A 17,522-nucleotide genomic window follows, 5' to 3' on the forward strand; every position below is an offset into this window, starting at 1 on the left:
GATGGTTCCTGATCAAGGAATCTCCCAATTGAAACCAAATTCTGGCGAACACGCACGGAACTCGCGGGAACTCGCGAAAAGAAAATTACGCGCGAGGTTGACGCCACGACGCAAAAGCACCGTATTCGATTCGGCTGCGATGAATGCGTTTCGGTTAGGACAGGCTAACGTCCCTATCAACGTCGAGCAGATGCGCGAGGAATTCGCGCACATCGCTCGGTCCGTCGAAATGTCCGGCGACGCCGGTTGCGCGACGGCCGACGGAGAACGCTAGACCGTCGAAATCGGGCATGATCGCGAACACGGTCTCGTCGGTGACGTCGTCACCGATGAAGAACGGGCGCCGTCCCTTGAACGGCTCATGCGTCATCAGCTCGAGCACGCCGGTCGCCTTGGTGAAGCCGGAATGCTTGATCTCGCAGACGCTCTTGCCCGGCAGCACCTCGATCGGCGCATTCGGCAACTCCGCGCGGATCAGCGACACCGCTTCATAGATCGCCTTCTCCGCCTGCGGCGCCAGCCGATAGTGCAGCGCCAGTGAATAGCCCTTGTCCTCGAGCAGAATGCCGGGGCTGAGCTTCGCGATCGCGGCAAGACGGCGCTTCAATTCCTTGTCGAGCGGCGGCGCGTGTGCGGCAACCGCCTCGCTGTCCGGCTGCAGCCGCATCTCGGCGCCGTGGCCGCCGATCGCAGGAAACACTTCCGGCGCGAAGATCAGGTCGATGTCATTGAGGGAGCGGCCGCTGACCAGCGCCAGCGCGCCGTGGGTGCGCTCATGCAGCTGCTTCAGCGTGGTCGACAGTTCGGGCGGTACCCAGACCTCGCGCGGCGTCGGCGCGAAATCGAGCAGGGTGCCGTCGATGTCGAGCAGCACCGCGGCCTGGCGGAGCGGCGGAATCAGCGACGCCGGCGTCGGCACGCTGTCCGTCCTGGCGTCAGGGGCGATGTCATCATCCATGGGCATCTCGGCCACGTCATGTTTCGTCATAGTCTACTCCACACATGCCAGTGGTCGCGCGACAGATTCGAGCGATTTCCGCTCGGCCGCGACGGCGTAGCGCCATGCGACCGCTGCGGCGACCATCATGAGCGCCGACCCCAGCAGGTAGCCGGCGAAGACGCTGTTGCGCGATCCGGTGTCGATCAGCACGCCGAACAGCGCCGGTCCAATCACGCCGCCAATGCCGGTGCCGATCGCATAGAAGGCGGCGATCGCGAGCGCGCGGACCTCCAGCGGAAACGTCTCGCTGACGGTAAGATAGGCGGCGCTCGCGGCCGGCGAGGCAAAGAAGAAGATCACCATCCAGGCGATGGTCTGGGTCTGCGCGCTGAGCACGCCGATCGAGAACAGATAGCCGGACAGCGCCAGCAGCACGCCCGAGATGCCATAGGTCAGCGCGATCATGGTGCGGCGGCCGAGCGTATCGAACAGGCGGCCGAGCAGCAGCGGCCCGAGGAAGTTTCCGGCGGCGAAGGGGAGGATGTACCAGCCAACATTGCTGGCGGCGACACCGAAGAAGTCGGTCAGGATCAGCGCGAAGGTGAAAAAGATCGCATTGTAGAAGAACGCCTGCGCGGCCATCAGCGTGAGCCCGACCAGCGAGCGCTGCCGGTAGGTGGAGAACAGCGTCACCGCGACCTCACGCAGCGGCGTGTGATCGCGCATCCGCAGCCTGATCTTCTCGAAGTCTGCGCTCGATTGTTCGTGGCCGAGCACGGAGGTCTCGATATCGGCGACGATCTTGTGGGCCCGGTCGGGGTAGCCGTGGATCATCAGCCAGCGCGGGCTCTCCGGAATCCACATCCGCATCAGCAGCACGACGAGGCCGAGCACCGCGCCGGTGAAATAGGCGATCCGCCAGCCGTGGTCCGGCGCAAGGAACGCGGGATCGAGCAGGATGATGGCGCTCAGCGCACCGATCGCCGCCCCGATCCAGAAGCTGCCGTTGATGACGAGATCGGTCCAGCCGCGATAGCGCGCCGGCACCAGTTCCTGGATGGTCGAATTGATCGCCGTATATTCGCCGCCGATACCGGCACCGGTGAGAAAAGCGAAACAGCGCGTAGCTCGCGACATTCCACGACAGCGCGGTCGCGGCGGTCGCCGACAGATAAAGTGCGAGCGTGATGAAGAACAGCTTCTTGCGCCCGATCCGGTCGGTAAGCCAGCCGAAACCCAGCGCGCCGAGCACGGCGCCGGCGAGATACGCGCTGCTGGCAAGACCGACATCGGCATTGGAGAAGCTCATCGTCGGGCTGTCCTTCAGCGCACCCGACAATGCACCCGCGAGCGTCACTTCCAGCCCGTCGAGGATCCAGGTGATGCCAAGCGCCAGCACGACGCGGGTGTGAAAGCGGCTCCAGCTGAGATTGTCGAGCCGGACCGGAATCGAGGTCTCGATGATGCGGTCATCGTCCGGCGTGACCGGAGCCACGGCCTGTTGCGTCGTCGCGGAACTCAATTGTGTCGGCTGCAGTGTCATCAGGATCGACCAATGAGAAAAACCCCGGAACGATCTGTTCCAAGGCTCACTCACCCGGAATTGCGGCAAACGCAGTGCCCGCCACGCGACGTCAACGCCGCAGGCCGGCAAGGGTTCCCGCAATGCGGCATAGGAACCGCGATCGCGGCGAGCTGTTCTCGGCTTAAAAGACACGGAGGCAGCGATGGCCGCACACAAGAAAGCAACGCGCAAGACGGCAAGGACATCACCGGCACGCTCCGCGAGCACGACGCGTCGCAGGCGTGGCGCAAGCAAGAGGACGGCGAAGCGCTGGTCGCAGCGGGTGACAAAGGAGAGCGACGCGCTCGACCTCGAGCACGGCGTGTTCAAGCAAACCAGCGCGAAGAAGATCGCATCATCGCTGAAGCGATCCGCCGAGCACAGCGCGCGCCGCAAGAGCGGCGCCTATCGTTCCGCGCTGTCGATGCTGACTTTCTATATCAACCGCGCCGGCAAGACGCTGCCGAAGATCGAGCGATCACGGCTGGAGCGCGCCAAGGTCGAGTTGAAGCACCAGTTCGGACGGGACTAGTCGCATCATCCCGCCAACCAACAGCGTCGTCCCGGCGCAGGCAATTAATTCGTCGTCCTGGCGAAAGCCAGGAGGTGGATTCACATTCGAAGTGCAACACTTGAGCAAAGGACTCGGCAGGCGTGCGGTAGTCAAGGCATTTGCGCGGGGTGTTGTTGTAGGCGGCGATGAACTGGCGGAACCTGGCGGTCGAGAGGGTGACGAGATCCGTCTTGCGGGGAATAAAGCGGCGCATCCTGCCGATGGCGTTCTCGATGCCACCCTTCTGCCAGGGGGCATGGGGATCGCAGAAGAAGGTCGCGATCGAGAGGCGGTGCAGCGCCAGGTGACCGGCGAACTCGGTGCCGTTGTCGAAGGTAACGCTCTGGCGCAGCTCTTGTGGAAGGGTCGCGAAGAAGCCCACGAGATGGCGGGCGACACCGCGCGCGACCTTGCTGGCAAGGCGGATGCCGAGCAGCAGCCGCGAGGTGCGCTCGTGCACGGCCAGCACGGCCTGACCGTATTTCGAGAACATCATCAGGTCGGCCTCCCAGTGTCCGGGCACGCTGCGGTCGGCCGCTTCGAGCGGCCGATTTGCCAAGGGTACACGGCCTTCGATGAAGCTTGCGGGGCTGCCGCCCCGCTTGCCGCGGCAGCCGCGCTTGCTCTTGGCGCGCGGCAGATAGCGCCGCCAGTTGAAGTCCGTGGTGCGCCTGAGTTGGCCATAGATGAAGCGGTAGATGGTCTCGTGGGAGATCACCTTGCGCCCGTGCTCGCGGGCCAGCCGGCCAGCGACCTGCTCGGGCGACCAGCCGCGGCGAAGGCGTTGCAACACCGCGCGGCGCAGGCCGGGCTCCCGTTCGAGGCGTCCGCCCGTCCAGCGCCGCGCTCGCATCTGGTGCTGGGCATAGCTCGGCGTGTAGCCGACCTGGCTCCCCCGATTGCGCCTCAGTTCCCGAGAGACCGTTGATGGCGAGCGATCCAGAGCTGCCGCGATTTGCCGGACCGAGCTGCCATTGGCCGATAGGCAGGCAATCTCGCATCGGTCGTCCAGAGAGAGCTGCTTGTAAGTCCGCCCCATGGCAACACCTCCTCAAGGAAGTGTTGCACTTCGTTTGTGAACTCAGGGGACCCATACGCCGCGGCCCAACAAAAGGGCACGCGGCGAGTTGCACTTAAAACAATAGTGAGTGGTGGTAATGGGTCCTGGCTTTCGCCAGGACGACGATGGATAGATCCGCGCGCCCCTTATGCCGCGCGGATATTGGCCATAAAGCGGTCGAGCTCCTCGCGCAGCCGCGAGCTCTCGACCGACAGCGAGCGGGCCGAATTCAGCACCTCTTCGGAAGCAGCTCCGGTCTCGGTGGCGCCGCGATTCACCTGGGTGACGCTGGACGCCGCCTCCTGCGTACCCTGCGCAACGTTCTGCACGCTGCGCGCAATCTCCTGCGTTGCCGCGCTCTGCTGCTCGACCGAGCTTGCGATGTTGGTCGCGATCCCGGAGATCTGGCCGATGGTGCCGCCGATCTCCTTGATGGCGGCGACCGATTCCTGCGTCGCCGCCTGCATGCCCGAGATATGGGTGGAGATCTCGTCGGTGGCCCTGGCGGTCTGGCTCGCCAGCGACTTCACCTCGGCCGCAACCACCGCGAAGCCGCGGCCGGCATCGCCGGCGCGCGCGGCCTCGATGGTGGCGTTCAGCGCCAGCAGATTGGTCTGCTCGGCGATCGCCGTGATCAGCTTGACGACGTCGCCGATCTCCTGCGCTGCGCGCGAGAGCTTGCCGATCCGGGCATCCGTCTGCTCGGCCTGACGCACGGCGGAATCGGCAATCTGGCTGGACTCCTTGGCGCGACGGCCGATCTCGTCGACGGACGCCGACAGCTCCTCGGTTGCGGAGGCGACCGATTGCATGTTGCTGGAGGCTTCCTCCGAGGCGCCGGCGACCTGGCTCGACAAGTTCTGCGTGGTCTCCGCCGTCCGGGTCAGCGTACCGGCCGCGGATTCGAGCTGCACGGCGGAGGCCGACACGTTGGAGACGATCGAGCCGACCGCGGATTCGAATTCGTCGGCAAAGCGAATCAGCTCGTTGCGCCGCGCGGTCGCACTCGCCTTGTTCTGCGCTTCCTGGGTCGCGGCATCGCGTTCGGCCTTGGCGATCGCCTGGACCTTGAACTCCTCTACGGCGCCGGCCATCTCGCCGAGTTCGTCGCGACGGCCGAGGCCCGGCAGCACGACGTCGAAATTGCCCGCCGCGAGCTCGCGCATCGCCGCACACATCGCCGCGATCGGTCGCGAAATACCCTTGCCCAGCAGGAACGCCCAGACCAGCCCGAGCACGAAGCTGCCCGCGGCGAGCATCAGGATCAGCTGCTCGGTCTCGCCGATCATGGTGTACGATTCGTTTTCAAGCCGCTTCTGGTCGCCGAGCAGATCGGACTTCATCGCCGCCGCGCCCTGGCTGATGGCGGCCGCGGACTCCGTCATCCCGACGGTCAGTTCGTCGATCGACTTCGCGTTCGCGATCAGCTTGGCGAGCGCCTCGCGGTACTCTTCGAGCAGCGCGGTGATGTCCTTCACGCTCTGGGTAATCCGCTCGTTATTCGAGGTGATCGCCTTCACCAGATTGTCGGCGAATTTCAGCCGGGCGAGCGCGCTGGAAGCGACCGTCTTGTCGCCGTTGACGACGAAGGTATTGACGGCCCCGGTGATCGACTGGAGCTGGTCGGCCACCTTCTTGGCGCCGAACTGGATCGACTGCAGCTCGGAATCATCGGCGTTGCTCGGGAGATCGTCGAGCTTGTAGCGCATCGAGGTCGCGCTGCGGGTCAGCTTGTTCTGCGCGGTCTGTGCGCTGTCGTTCTTGATGCGGACGATCTCGGCGAAGATCTTGGTGAAGGCGCGGAATTCGCGCTCCAGCTTGGTGATCTGCTCGAGCCGGGCCGGGTTGGTGGTGCCCTTCATCGACGCCATGATGGCATCCTTCAGGCTGCCCTCGGCGGCGAGCGCGGCCTTGGCGTCGTCCTCCTTGCCGGTCGCAACGAAGTAGCGCGCCAGCGAACGGTAGGAGATCAATTCGCGATCGATGTTGCGGGCCAGATCGGCTTCCGCGACGCTCTGGCGATAGGAGCCGACGCCGGCGGAGACCCGCTCGAAGCCCATATAGGCAAAGCCCATGGTGGCTGCCGAAAGCGCCAGCGTGACGGCAAAGCCGAGCACGATCTTGGCGCGAAATCTGAGGGTTGGGATCCTGATCGACAACGATCGCTTCAGCCCCGGCATTCCAACCCCCGTCTTCATTCTGAAAACCACGCGAGGTCCGGCAGCAACCCGCCCCAGACCCCGGAGCGCAAAACTAAGGCAGAATCGATAAGGCCCGGTAAATGGGCAGCGGCCGCTTGGCCCGGCGCGATACTACCTTGGTCGGGCTAGGCGGGTGGGTAAGATGATTGACGCGCAGGTCCGGCCCGATAGTTTAGAACCGATCAAACCTGTCCCTGCCCGGGCCAGGAGAACACACATCGGGAGGTGTCCCATGTCATCGCGTCGACCGGCGCCATTGGCGCTTGCGGCGAGCGTAGCTGCCGGCGCAATAGCCCGGCCAATGGCATTTCCCCTCACGACCTGAAAGCCGCGGGCAAGCCGGAACGCCAGCCATCGCGCCATTGTCCGGATGCCTCACGACCCGCGCGGGTTCAATCGGCCGCGCCAAGAAAAGCAAAAAATTCTGGTCAGGGAGAGCGCCTTTGGCGAAGCAGAACGGTAGCACCGCCGACAGTATCGTCGTGGTGCAGGCAAAGACCGACGGGCCGCGGGAAGCAGCCGACGAGATCGCGCGCCAATTGGCGGCGGCTGATCTCGCGATGCTCGTGGTGTTCGTGTCACCGGTCTACGAGCCGCAGACATTCATTGCCGAACTGTCCAGCCGGATACCCGACGTACCGATCTTCGGCTGCACCACGGCCGGCGAATTGTCGCCCGGCGGTTGGGACGAGGACAGCGTCGTCGCGATGGGCTTCAACGCGGCCGATTTCGTCATCGCGGCCCGGCCGCTGTTCGACCTTTCGACATTTCGGGTCGATCACGGCCGCTCAATCTGCACCGAATTGCAGAACGAATTCGCGCAACGCACCGAGCACTGCGATCACACCCATGATTCCTTCGGGCTGCTCTTCATCGACGGCATGTGCCAGCGTGAGGAGACCATCATGTCGGCGATCTATGCGTCGCTCGGCGACATCCCGGTGGTCGGCGGCTCCGCCGGCGACGGCCTGCGCTTCGAGAAATCGTGGGTCTTCCATGGCGGCGAGGCCTTTACCGATGCCGCCGTCCTGATCCTGATCCGGACCCGGCTGCCGTTCCGCCTGTTCAAGTGCGACCACTTCGAACCGACCTCGACCAAGATGGTGGTGACCGAGGCCGACATCGAGCATCGCATCGTCAAGGAATTGAATGCCGAGCCGGCCGCGCTGGAATATTCCCGCGCCGTCGGCCTCAGCGACAGCAAGCTCGAATTGTTCTCGTTCGCCGCGCATCCCGTGCTGGTTCGCGTCGGCGGCGCCTATTACGCGCGGTCGATTCAGCGCACCAACCCGGACGGATCGCTGCAATTCTTCTGCGCCATCGACGAGGGCATGGTGCTGACGGTGGCGCGCGAGCGCGACCCGATCGACGTGACGAGCCGCCTGCTCAAGGAGCTGACCGAGGATCTCGGCGAGGTCTCGATGTTCATCGGCTTCGAATGCGTGCTGCGCCGGCTCGACGTCGAGCAGCGCCAGCTGTCGCGGGAGATGTCGGAGCTCTATCGCCGCAACAAAGTGATTGGCTTTCAGACCTATGGCGAGCAGTATCGCTCCATGCATGTCAACCAGACGCTGACCGGCATCGCCATCGGCAAGCGGGCACTCGCGCCGCAATGACGGATACCAAGACCACGCGAATTGCGGCGCTCGAACGCGAGGCCGAGAAGCTGCGCAAGATCAACGCGGCGCTGATGTCGCGCGTCGAGCGCTCGACCGATCAGCAGCTCAACGCCTTCTCGCTGTTCGAGACCGCGATCGCGCTGGATCAGCAGGTGCGCGACCGCACCCAGCAGCTCAAGCAGGCGCTGCAATCGCTGGAGAAAACCAATGGTCGCCTGCTGCAGGCCAAGCAGCAGGCCGAAGCGGCGAGCTCGCTGAAATCATCCGTGCTGGTCTCGGTCACCCACGATCTGTTGCAGCCGCTGAATGCGGCGCGGCTGACGCTGTCCGCGCTGACCGAGATGGCAACCGAGTCGAAGAGCGTCGCGCTGACCGATCAGATCGACCGTTCGCTGGCGACGCTCGAGGACATGCTGCGGACGCTGCTCGACATCTCCAAGCTCGATGCGGGCGTGCTCAGGCCCGAATTCGGGCCGGTCGCGATCGCCTCGCTGTTCGAGCCGCTGGAGCAGGAATTTGTCGCGACCGCCGCCAAGCGCAATCTCGGCTTCCGGATCATGCCATCGTCCGCGGTGGTTCGCTCCGATCCGCTGATGCTGCGACGGATTCTGCAAAACCTCGTCGCCAATGCGCTGCGCTACACCCAGCGCGGCAGCGTGCTGATGGGATGCCGGGCCAGGGGCGACGACATCTGCATCGAGGTGCACGACACCGGGCCGGGCATTCCGGAAGCGCAGCGCGAAGCCATCTTCGTCGAGTTTCAACGCGGCGAGACCAGCGCCGGCGACAAGGCCGGCATCGGGCTTGGTCTTTCGATCGTGCGCCGGTTTGCCGACCTGCTCGGCCATGACATCAGGCTGAGCTCGCGCGCCGGCAAAGGCTCGGTGTTCTCGGTCACCGTGCCTCGCACGCTGGATCCGGTTGCGATCCCGGTGCGCGAACAGGTCAGCGTCGACTATCGCTATGGCGGCATGGAGGGCGCCAAGATCCTGCTGATCGAGAACGACCTCTCGAGCGCCGAGGGGCTCGCCCATTTGCTGGAGAAATGGGGCTGCGACGTTGCGGTGACGATCTCCAAGACCGAGGCGCTCGAGCGCATCCACGCGCTCGACGGCATTCCCGACGCCATCATCGCCGATCTGCATCTCGACAATGGCGAGACCGGCATTCAGGCCGTCGATGTCATCCGCGGCGCGATCAACGCCAAGGTACCAGCGATCATCGTGACCGCCGACTACTCGGCCAAGGCCGCCTCCGACGTATCGGCCTTCGGCCATGAGCTGTTGAAGAAGCCGATCAAGCCCGCCGAGATGCGCTCGCTGCTGTCGTTCCTGCTGGCGGCGGAGCAGTCGAGCGCGCGGTTATGAGCAGAGCGTTTTCGAGCGAAGTGGATACCGGTTCGCGTGAAGAAAACGCGTCAAGACAAAAACCTGGAGCCTTTCCCGTTGTGATTCCATCGAAACGGGAAAGGCTCTAGGCGCCATGCGACGACGGCGAGGCCGTCACCGGCGCGTGGTCGTGCTTGCCGAAGTCCAGCTTCGACAGCGCGATGATGGCCTCGGTCCGGCTGCGCACGCCGAGCTTGCGCAGGATCTCCGAGACATGCACCTTCACGGTGGTGACCGAGATATCGAGCTCATAGGCGATGTGCTTGTTCTGCAGGCCGCGGCAGATCATGTCGAGCACGCGAAGCTGCTGCGCGGTGAACTGGCCGAGCTGCTGCACCAGCTCGCGCGTCTCGGCCTGGGCCTTCCGCGCGGCGGCGGTATCGCGAAAGCGCGGCGGCAGGCACACCGCGCCTTCGAGAATGCCGCGCAACAGCCGCGCCAGCTCGAGCTTCGGCGTCGACTTCGGGATGTAGCCGGAAATCCCGAGCGAGATCGCGCCGCCGACGATCCGGGGATCGTCATGCGCCGACACGATCACCAGCGCGCTGCGCGGCGCGGCGGCACGCACCCGGTAGGCGCCGAGCAGGCCCGTGGTGCCGGGCATCGACAGATCGAGCAGGATCAGATCGAGGCCGTCGCGCGCCGCAATCACATCCAGCGCACCGTCGATCGACGTCGCCTGCAGCACCTCGGCATCGGGAAACTCGGCCCCGATCACGCCTATCAGGGCGGCACGGAACAGCGGGTGATCCTCGACGATCAGCAGTCGAGGCGTACCCGCCTTGCCGAGCGGCGGCTCGTCCGCCAGGGGCGCGGTCGTGGTCAATGCTGCGCCGTCCTCCCTCGGATGCTCATAACAGCCATTGTGCGCACGACGTTATCTCAAAGCCGGATGGCAGCCTATAGGCAGGATTTCCAATGCGCCCGCCTGGCAGTGCAGCACGGCTAGTGTCCCGAATCCGAAGTTCGCATCATTTGCCGCACCTTCGGAGCGAACTTCGGATTCGATAAGGACACTAGCAAACTTATGATTCTAGTGTGCTTTATGAATGCGAAGTTCGTGAAAGTGGCTGCCGCGAAATCGCACGAACTTCGCATTCAGCACACTAGGGCGCCTTCTCCGCCTTTGCGCCCGAACAGGCCTCCGGGACCGGAAGCGGAATCTTGCCGAGCTCGATGATCGCCTTGTTGCGGCTGAACAGCTTCAGCTTGCGCAGGATCTCGGTGACATGCGCCTTCACGGTGGATTCCGCGAGCTTGAGCTCGGCGGCGATCTCGCGGTTCTGCAGGCCGCGGATGATCAGATGGAGCACGCGGATCTGCTGCGGCGTCAGCTTCTGAATGCGTTCGCGCAGCGTCCGCGCCGTCTCGGACTGTTCCAGCGCACCGACCGCGACGAAATCCCGCGGCGCGGAGACCGACCCGCTCAGCACACGCGCGATCGCCTGCGAGAGCTCGCCGAGCGAGGTCGACTTCGGCAGATAGCCGACCGCGCCCATTTCGAGCGCCTCGCGGATGGTGTGCTTGTCCTCCTCGCTCGAGACGATGGCGATCGGCAGCCGCGGATAGCGATCCCTGATCTTCTGGAAGCCGGAGAAGCCGACCACGTCGGGCAGCAGCAGATCGAGCAGCGCCAGGTCGATGTTCGGCTCGCTGGCGAGGATGCCAAGCGCCCCCTTGATCGAGGTGGCCTCATAGATCCGGGCATCGGGATGCGAGATGCGAATGGCGTTGCCAAGCGCCTCCCCGAACAGGGGGTGATCGTCGATGATCAGGAACCCCATCATGAGGACCCTCGCACTGCTCAAGCCTCCGTTCCGATTGGATCGGAACGGGGCTCTCGATTCATGTTCTGACGCGTTTTCTTCACGCGAACCGGTATCCACTTCGCTCGAAAACGCTCCTCTTGCGAACCGCAGCTTCTAGTTCGATCCGCCGGTATCCTGCACGCTCTGCAGATAGACATATACGTTTCTGAGCTCGTCGTCGCTGAAGACGTCCTTCCAGGCCGGCATGCCCTTGGCCGGCCGCCCGTCATGGACCGTCTTCCAGAATGTCGATTCCATGTCGTCAGCATAGCGCTTCTTGAGCAGCCTGAGATCGATCTTTCGCTCGGCTTGCACCGCGTCCGGGCCGTGGCAATGCGCGCAGGTTCCGTTGAAGACCTCCCGCCCGGCGGTGGCATCCCCCTTGGCGTCGCCGGCGGTCGCGGCGGTCTGAACCGGTTTCTCGGCCGCCGCGGCCGCCTGCCCGACCGTGACGGTCTCGCTGGCGCCGACGGACGACGTCGTCGCGCGGTCGGCCTCGCCGAACTTCACCGGTGCGCTGTTCGGCACGCCATATTTGGCAAACAGGGCGGCAATCTCCCCCTGCAGCCCCGGCAGCACGCCGTCGACTTCATCGCGCAGCGCGCCGGACGCCTTGGCGAAACCGATCGCGGTCGCACAGAGCAGGCCGTCGCCCTCGGTCGACACGATCTGATATTTGTCGCCGTAGCTGGTCTTGTTGAGCCAACCCGCCACCGGCGCCCAGATGAAGGCGATGTCGACCTTGCCCTGTTCGAGCGCCGCCATGCCCTCCTCCGGGCTGAGCACGGTGACCTTCCGGATGTCGTCGCGCAGCGCGAGCAGGTTCTGCGGCGTCGATTGATACTGCACCGCAACCCGCAATCCCCTGAGGTCGTCGATGCCGGCAAGCTTGCGATCCTTGCTGCCGACCAGCGCATAGCCCTCATGGGCGATCGGCTTCGAGAAGATCACCGCCGGGCCCATGAAATCGTCGATCAGCGGCAGGCCGACCATGGCGTCGCACTGTTTGCTGAGCAACGTCTCCCGCACCGTGCGCTTGCCGAAATAGGACTTGTACCAGTTGGTGCTCACCGTGCGGCCGAGCTTCTGCGCCACCGCCTGGCCGATCTCGAGATAGAGGCCGGGCTTGCCCGGGTCGTCGCTCGAGAAAGGCAGGTTGCTCGGATCGGCGCAGAGCCGCAGCGGCGGCTTTGTCTCGTCGGCGCCGGCCGCCAGGGCCGGCACCATGAGCAGGGCGGAGAGCAGCACGGTCCGGATTGCATGTTCCAACCGCGTGTTGCGCGAGGGGGTGCGCAGTTCGTTTCGGGCGATGCAAGACACGGGCAATGCTGCCTCCTTGACGATCGTTACTGCAGGGCGAACACGAACAGCGAGCCGCCTTCGGGCGCCGCGGCGACCATCTTCTTGCCGATGTCACCGAGGAAGGCCGGCAGCGCCGCGGTGCGTCCGACCACGATCGCGACATACTGCTTGCCGTCGACCGAATAGGTCACTGGACCTGCACCGATGCCGCTGCCGAGATTCTTGCTCCACAGCACCTTGCCGTTCTTGGCATCGATGGCGCGGAAGTCGCCATGCAGGTTGCCGGAGAACACCAAATTGCCGCCGGTCGTCAGCGTGCCGCCGTTGAAGGGCAGGTCTTCCTTGATGCTCCACACCTTCTTGTTGGCGATCGGATCCCAGGCCACGAGCTCGCCGAGGAAGCCGCCGGGGCCCGGCTTGGTCGGGAATTCGGCGCCAAGATAGAACACGCCGCGCTTGTAGTTCACGTCAGAGACCGACCAGTCCATGCAGACATTGTTGCTCGGGATGTAGACGAGGCCGGTCTGCGGGTTGAACGACATCGGCTGCCAGTTCTTGCCGCCGATCAGGTTCGGGCAGATGTCCTTGGCGGGATGGCCCGGGCCCGGACGCTTGTCCGGATCCTCTTCCGCCCGCATCGTGTTGACGTCCCACTTCTTGGCCCAGTTGGCGAAGACGTATTTCTCCGCGGAGATCACCTTGCCGGTCTCGCGGTTGGCCACGAAGAAGAAGCCGTTGCGGTCCGCCTTCATCAGCACGGGCGTCTCGGTGCCCTTGATCTTGAGGTCGGCGAGCAGCAGCTCGTTGACACCGTCATAGTCCCAGGCGTCGGCCGGCGTGCCCTGGATGTGCCACTTGATCTTGCCGGTGTTGGGATCGATCGCCAGCGTCGAGGCCGTGTAGAGGTTGGTCAGCTTGCCGAAATTGCCGTCGCCGGTGGAGCGCACCGCGGTATTCCACGGCCCCGGATTGCTGGTACCCCAGTAGACCGTGTCGGACTTGGCATCGTAGGAGCCGACCAGCCAGGCGGCGCCGCCGCCATGCAGCCCGGTGTCGCCCTTCCAGGTGTCGCTGCCGGGCTCGCCCGGCGCCGGCACCGTGTAGGTCTGCCAGAGCAGCTTGCCGTCCTTGAGCGAGAACGCCTGCAACGCGCCGCGGACGCCATATTCGCCGCCGCCGAAACCGGTGATGACCTTGTCGCGGACGACGAGCGGCGGCGAGGTGATGACCGAGCCCTGCTTGTAGTCGACCACCGTCGAGGTCCAGAGCTCCTTGCCGGTCTCGGCGTCGAGCGCGGTCAGCTTGCCGTCGAGCCGGCCGACGAAGATTTTGCCGTCGGCATAGGACACGCCGCGATTGTTGACGTCGCAGCAGGCGTATTGAAGCACGTCATCCGGAATATCGGGCTGCCAGGTCCATTTGCGCGCGCCGGTCGCGGCATCGATCGCATAGACATATTTCGGGCCCCACGAGGTCGACACATACAGGTTCTTGCCGATCACGACCGGCGAGGACTCGTTGGAGCGGAGCGAAGCCAGCGACAGCGAATAGACCAGCTGCAGCTTGCCGGCATTCTCGGAATTGATCTGCTTCAACGGGCTGAAGCGCGTATTGCCGTAGTCGTGGCCGGCGATCGCCCATCCATTGGGATCGGACGCCGCCTTCACGACGGAATCATTGGCTTTCGACGCACCAATGCCTGCCAGCACCATGGCGACCAGCGACACGCCGGCAAAGAAAATCCCGCTCCTCAGCTTCATTGGCTTCCTCCAATATGATTTTGTTGCCGCGATGGATGCATCGCGGGCGCGGATCGCTACCGAATTTCATCAACCAGCGATCTTCTGCCGCTGCGTCGGCGATGAAAATGACAGCAACGCCCTTGCGTCGTTATAGGCGGAAGGTAGTAGCGATCGCGGCGACGATTTTGGCGTGCGGCGAGCACCGTCAGTTTGCCGAAAACCGCTTGCGCTGCCGGGCAATTTCGTCGCGCCGGAGTGCGCCGCCGGCTGCTTGCAAATTGCCCATTGAACGGCTGCCTGCTAGGATCGCAGGCACTGCCCGGCGCCTTCATGACAGGGCCGCGACTACGACTTTGATCGCGGTTACGACCCACATGAAGCGTGGTCTACTGGGCCCATAACGAAGCTATTGGGAGAAACGCGTGTCTACAGTCAAACTGACGGTAAACGGCAAGGCGGTCTCGGTCGACGTTGAGGACCGAACCCTCCTCGTGCACCTCTTGCGCGAAAACCTGAACCTCACCGGCACCCATGTCGGCTGCGATACCAGCCAATGCGGCGCCTGCGTCGTCCATGTCGATGGACGGGCGGTCAAATCCTGCACCATGCTGGCCGGCCAGGCGGCGGGCTGCAACGTCACCACGATCGAAGGCCTCGCCAAGGGCGACGAGCTGCACCCGATGCAGGCGGCGTTCCGCGACAATCACGGCCTGCAGTGCGGCTATTGCACCCCCGGCATGATCATGTCCGCTGTCGACATCGTGCACCGCCATGGTGGCAAGCTCGATGAGGAAACGGTTCGCCACGAGCTCGAGGGCAATATCTGCCGCTGCACCGGCTACCACAACATCGTCAAGGCGGTGCTCGACGCAGCCGGCCGCATGAAGGTTGCGCAGGCCGCCGAATAGCGCGCCACGCACCGCACACGATCAAGCTCACCACCGCCGTCTCGATGGAAACGGCGGCAAATCGAATCTCCGGTCGGGAGGACTAGACAATGGGTGTTGAAGGAATTGGCGCACGTGTCGTGCGCAAGGAAGATCGCCGGTTCATCACCGGACAAGGACGTTACGTCGACGACGTCAAAATGGTCGGCATGAGCTACGCTCACTTCATCCGCAGCCCGCATGCCCATGCCAAGGTCAAGGGCATCGATTCCGCCGAGGCCATGAAGATGCCCGGCGTGATCGCGGTGCTGACCGGACAGCAGATCGTCGACGACAAGGTCGGCAATTTGATCTGCGGCTGGGCCATCACCTCGAAGGACGGCTCACCGATGAAAATGGGCGCGTGGCCGGCGATGGCGCCGGAGACCGTGCGCTTTGTCGGGCAGGCCGTCGCGGTCGTGATCGCCGAGACCAAGAACCAGGCCAGGGACGCCGCCGAAGCGGTCGTCGTCGATTACGAAGAACTTCCCGCGGTGCCTGACATCAAGGCCGCGATCAAGCCGGGCGCCGCGCAGCTTCATCCCGAAGCTCCCGGCAACATCGTATATGACTGGCATCTCGGCGACGAAGCCGCGGTCAAGGATGCCTTCAGCAAGGCGGCCAATGTGGTGACGCTCGACCTCACCAATAACCGCCTGGTGCCGAACGCGATGGAGCCGCGCGCGGCGATCGCGCATTACGACCAGGCCGAAGAGCACTACACGCTCTACACGACGTCGCAGAATCCGCACGTCGCCCGCCTCGTGCTGTCGGCGTTCTACAACATCGCGCCCGAGCACAAGCTGCGCGTGATCGCGCCCGACGTCGGCGGCGGCTTCGGCTCCAAGATCTACATCTATCCCGAAGAGATGGTGGCTCTGTGGGCCTCGAAGAAGGTGGGCCGCCCGGTGAAGTGGACCGGCGACCGTTCGGAAGCCTTCCTCACCGACGCGCATGGCCGCGACCATGTCTCGAAGGCGGAGTTGGCGTTCGACAAGGACAACAAGATCCTTGGCCTGCGGGTGAAGACCCACGCCAATTTCGGCGCCTATATGTCGCTGTTCTCCTCGGCCGTCCCGACCTATCTCTACGCGACGCTGCTGTCGGGCCAGTACGTGATTCCGGCGATCTATGCCGAGGTGATCGGCGTCTACACCAACACCACGCCGGTCGACGCCTACCGCGGCGCCGGCCGCCCCGAGGCCAGTTTTCTGATCGAGCGCATGATGGAGACGGCGGCGCGGCAGTTGAAGGTCGATCCGACCGAGCTGCGCAAGAAGAACTTCATCACCCAGTTCCCGTATCAGACGCCTGTAATCATGGCGTATGATATCGGCGACTTCCACGCCTCGATCGATGCTGCGATGAAGGCGATCGACTATGCCGGCTTCCCGGCCCGCAAGGCCAAGGCGAAAGCCGACGGCAAGCTGCGCGGCATCGGCATCTCCTGCTACATCGAGGCCTGCGGTATCGCGCCGTCGAAGGCGGTCGGCAGCCTCGGCGCCGGCGTTGGCCTGTGGGAATCGGCGGAGATCCGCGTCAACCCGGTCGGCACCATCGAGGTGCTCACCGGTTCGCACAGCCACGGCCAGGGTCACGAAACGACGTTCTGCCAGATCATCGCGGAGCGGCTCGGCGTGCCGATCAGCCAGGTCTCGATCGTCCATGGCGACACCGACAAGGTGCAGTTCGGCATGGGTACCTACGGCTCGCGCTCGCTCGCGGTCGGCGGTACGGCGATCGTGAAGGCGATGGAGAAGGTCGAGGCCAAGGCCAAGAAGATCGCGGCGCATGCGCTCGAGGCGTCCGAGAGCGACATCGTGATCGAGAACGGCGAGTTCAAGGTCACCGGCACCGACAAGTCGATCGCGCTGCCGATGGTCGCGCTCGCCGCCTACACCGCGCATAATTTGCCTGACGGCATGGAGCCCGGCCTGAAGGAGACGGCGTTCTACGACCCGACCAACTTCACCTTCCCGGCCGGCGCCTATATCTGCGAGCTCGAGGTCGATCCGGGCACCGGCAAGACCTCCTTCGTCAACTTCGTGGCGGCCGACGACTTCGGCCGGCTGATCAACCCGATGATCGTCGAAGGCCAGGTCCACGGCGGCCTTGCGCAGGGCATCGGCCAGGCACTGCTCGAAGGTGTGGTCTATGACGGCACCGGTCAGCTCATGACCGCGTCCTTCATGGACTACACCATGCCGCGGGCCGACGACCTGCCCTCGTTCCAGCTCTCCCACACCACGACGCTGTGTCCGGGCAACCCGCTCGGCGTCAAGGGCTGCGGCGAAGCCGGCGCGATCGGCGCCTCGGCTGCCGTGATCAATGCGATCACGGACGCGATCGGCAACAACAAGCTGGAAATGCCGGCGACGCCCGATCGCGTCTGGCACGCCATTCACGGTTGAGGGAGGAA

The 17,522-nt window shown here is 64.4% G+C and carries 11 protein-coding genes and 2 pseudogenes; 5 read left to right on the top strand and 8 right to left on the bottom strand.

Annotation, left to right across the window (positions count from 1 at the left end; genetic code table 11):
• Nucleotides 1–154 precede the first annotated feature (154 nt).
• Both otsB and ACVIHF_RS33265 read right to left on the bottom strand, forming a co-directional pair.
• Complete coding sequence (gene otsB, locus ACVIHF_RS33260) at nucleotides 155–988, bottom strand: trehalose-phosphatase (RefSeq protein WP_375166737.1); 834 nt, start codon at nucleotides 986–988, stop codon at nucleotides 155–157.
• A gap of 3 nt (nucleotides 989–991) precedes the next feature.
• A pseudogene (locus tag ACVIHF_RS33265) lies at nucleotides 992–2,483 on the bottom strand (MFS transporter).
• Between the two features lie 184 nt (nucleotides 2,484–2,667).
• On the opposite strand from ACVIHF_RS33265, the gene ACVIHF_RS33270 reads away from it, so the two are divergent.
• On the top strand, nucleotides 2,668–3,036 hold the full coding sequence (locus tag ACVIHF_RS33270; RefSeq protein ID WP_456793190.1) for a DUF3175 domain-containing protein: 369 nt from the start codon (nucleotides 2,668–2,670) through the stop codon (nucleotides 3,034–3,036).
• A 73-nt stretch (nucleotides 3,037–3,109) separates the two neighbouring features.
• Here ACVIHF_RS33270 and ACVIHF_RS33275 read toward each other — a convergent pair.
• Together ACVIHF_RS33275 and ACVIHF_RS33280 are read right to left on the bottom strand one after the other, a co-directional pair.
• A pseudogene (locus ACVIHF_RS33275) lies at nucleotides 3,110–4,096 on the bottom strand (IS30 family transposase); the annotation flags it as partial.
• Between the two features lie 167 nt (nucleotides 4,097–4,263).
• Nucleotides 4,264–6,297 carry a methyl-accepting chemotaxis protein gene (locus tag ACVIHF_RS33280; RefSeq protein WP_456794143.1) on the bottom strand — a complete coding sequence of 678 codons (2,034 nt, stop codon included), beginning with the start codon at nucleotides 6,295–6,297 and terminating at the stop codon, nucleotides 4,264–4,266.
• Between the two features lie 464 nt (nucleotides 6,298–6,761).
• Between ACVIHF_RS33280 and ACVIHF_RS33285 the strand changes: the two genes are divergently transcribed.
• Together ACVIHF_RS33285 and ACVIHF_RS33290 are read left to right on the top strand one after the other, a co-directional pair.
• On the top strand, nucleotides 6,762–7,934 hold the full coding sequence (locus ACVIHF_RS33285) for an FIST N-terminal domain-containing protein (RefSeq protein WP_456793191.1): 1,173 nt from the start codon (nucleotides 6,762–6,764) through the stop codon (nucleotides 7,932–7,934).
• Entirely contained in the window at nucleotides 7,931–9,304 is a 1,374-nt protein-coding gene (locus ACVIHF_RS33290) for an ATP-binding response regulator (RefSeq protein WP_456793192.1), read from the top strand. The genes ACVIHF_RS33285 and ACVIHF_RS33290 overlap by 4 nt, the downstream gene beginning before the upstream one ends.
• 106 nt (nucleotides 9,305–9,410) lie before the next feature.
• Here the strand turns inward: ACVIHF_RS33290 and ACVIHF_RS33295 are convergent, their stop codons facing one another.
• From ACVIHF_RS33295 to ACVIHF_RS33310, 4 genes are all read right to left on the bottom strand, one after another.
• Nucleotides 9,411–10,151, bottom strand: coding sequence for a LuxR C-terminal-related transcriptional regulator (locus ACVIHF_RS33295; protein ID WP_253605304.1), 741 nt, complete (start codon nucleotides 10,149–10,151; stop codon nucleotides 9,411–9,413).
• 280 nt (nucleotides 10,152–10,431) lie between these two features.
• Complete coding sequence (locus ACVIHF_RS33300) at nucleotides 10,432–11,112, bottom strand: response regulator (protein WP_016843264.1); 681 nt, start codon at nucleotides 11,110–11,112, stop codon at nucleotides 10,432–10,434.
• A 135-nt stretch (nucleotides 11,113–11,247) separates the two neighbouring features.
• On the bottom strand, nucleotides 11,248–12,453 hold the full coding sequence (locus ACVIHF_RS33305; RefSeq protein WP_456794144.1) for a c-type cytochrome: 1,206 nt from the start codon (nucleotides 12,451–12,453) through the stop codon (nucleotides 11,248–11,250).
• A 26-nt stretch (nucleotides 12,454–12,479) separates the two neighbouring features.
• Complete coding sequence (locus ACVIHF_RS33310; protein WP_225643218.1) at nucleotides 12,480–14,195, bottom strand: PQQ-dependent dehydrogenase, methanol/ethanol family; 1,716 nt, start codon at nucleotides 14,193–14,195, stop codon at nucleotides 12,480–12,482.
• 404 nt (nucleotides 14,196–14,599) lie between these two features.
• Here ACVIHF_RS33310 and ACVIHF_RS33315 point away from each other — a divergent pair, with 404 nt between their 5' ends.
• Together ACVIHF_RS33315 and ACVIHF_RS33320 are read left to right on the top strand one after the other, a co-directional pair.
• On the top strand, nucleotides 14,600–15,085 hold the full coding sequence (locus ACVIHF_RS33315) for a (2Fe-2S)-binding protein (RefSeq protein WP_028335209.1): 486 nt from the start codon (nucleotides 14,600–14,602) through the stop codon (nucleotides 15,083–15,085).
• Between the two features lie 89 nt (nucleotides 15,086–15,174).
• On the top strand, nucleotides 15,175–17,514 hold the full coding sequence (locus ACVIHF_RS33320; RefSeq protein WP_076834783.1) for a xanthine dehydrogenase family protein molybdopterin-binding subunit: 2,340 nt from the start codon (nucleotides 15,175–15,177) through the stop codon (nucleotides 17,512–17,514).
• The last annotated feature ends 8 nt before the right edge of the window (nucleotides 17,515–17,522 follow it).

The organism is Bradyrhizobium sp. USDA 4506 (assembly GCF_054058795.1).

Excerpts from the sequence above, each read along its gene's own strand:
- ACVIHF_RS33270 (WP_456793190.1), top strand. The coding sequence starts at position 2,668 with ATGGCCGCACACAAGAAAGCAACGCGCAAGACGGCAAGGACATCACCG.
- ACVIHF_RS33300 (WP_016843264.1), bottom strand. The coding sequence starts at position 11,112 with ATGATGGGGTTCCTGATCATCGACGATCACCCCCTGTTCGGGGAGGCG.
- ACVIHF_RS33320 (WP_076834783.1), top strand. The coding sequence starts at position 15,175 with ATGGGTGTTGAAGGAATTGGCGCACGTGTCGTGCGCAAGGAAGATCGC.
- otsB (WP_375166737.1), bottom strand. The coding sequence starts at position 988 with ATGACGAAACATGACGTGGCCGAGATGCCCATGGATGATGACATCGCC.
- ACVIHF_RS33310 (WP_225643218.1), bottom strand. The coding sequence starts at position 14,195 with ATGAAGCTGAGGAGCGGGATTTTCTTTGCCGGCGTGTCGCTGGTCGCC.
- ACVIHF_RS33280 (WP_456794143.1), bottom strand. The coding sequence starts at position 6,297 with ATGCCGGGGCTGAAGCGATCGTTGTCGATCAGGATCCCAACCCTCAGA.
- ACVIHF_RS33290 (WP_456793192.1), top strand. The coding sequence starts at position 7,931 with ATGACGGATACCAAGACCACGCGAATTGCGGCGCTCGAACGCGAGGCC.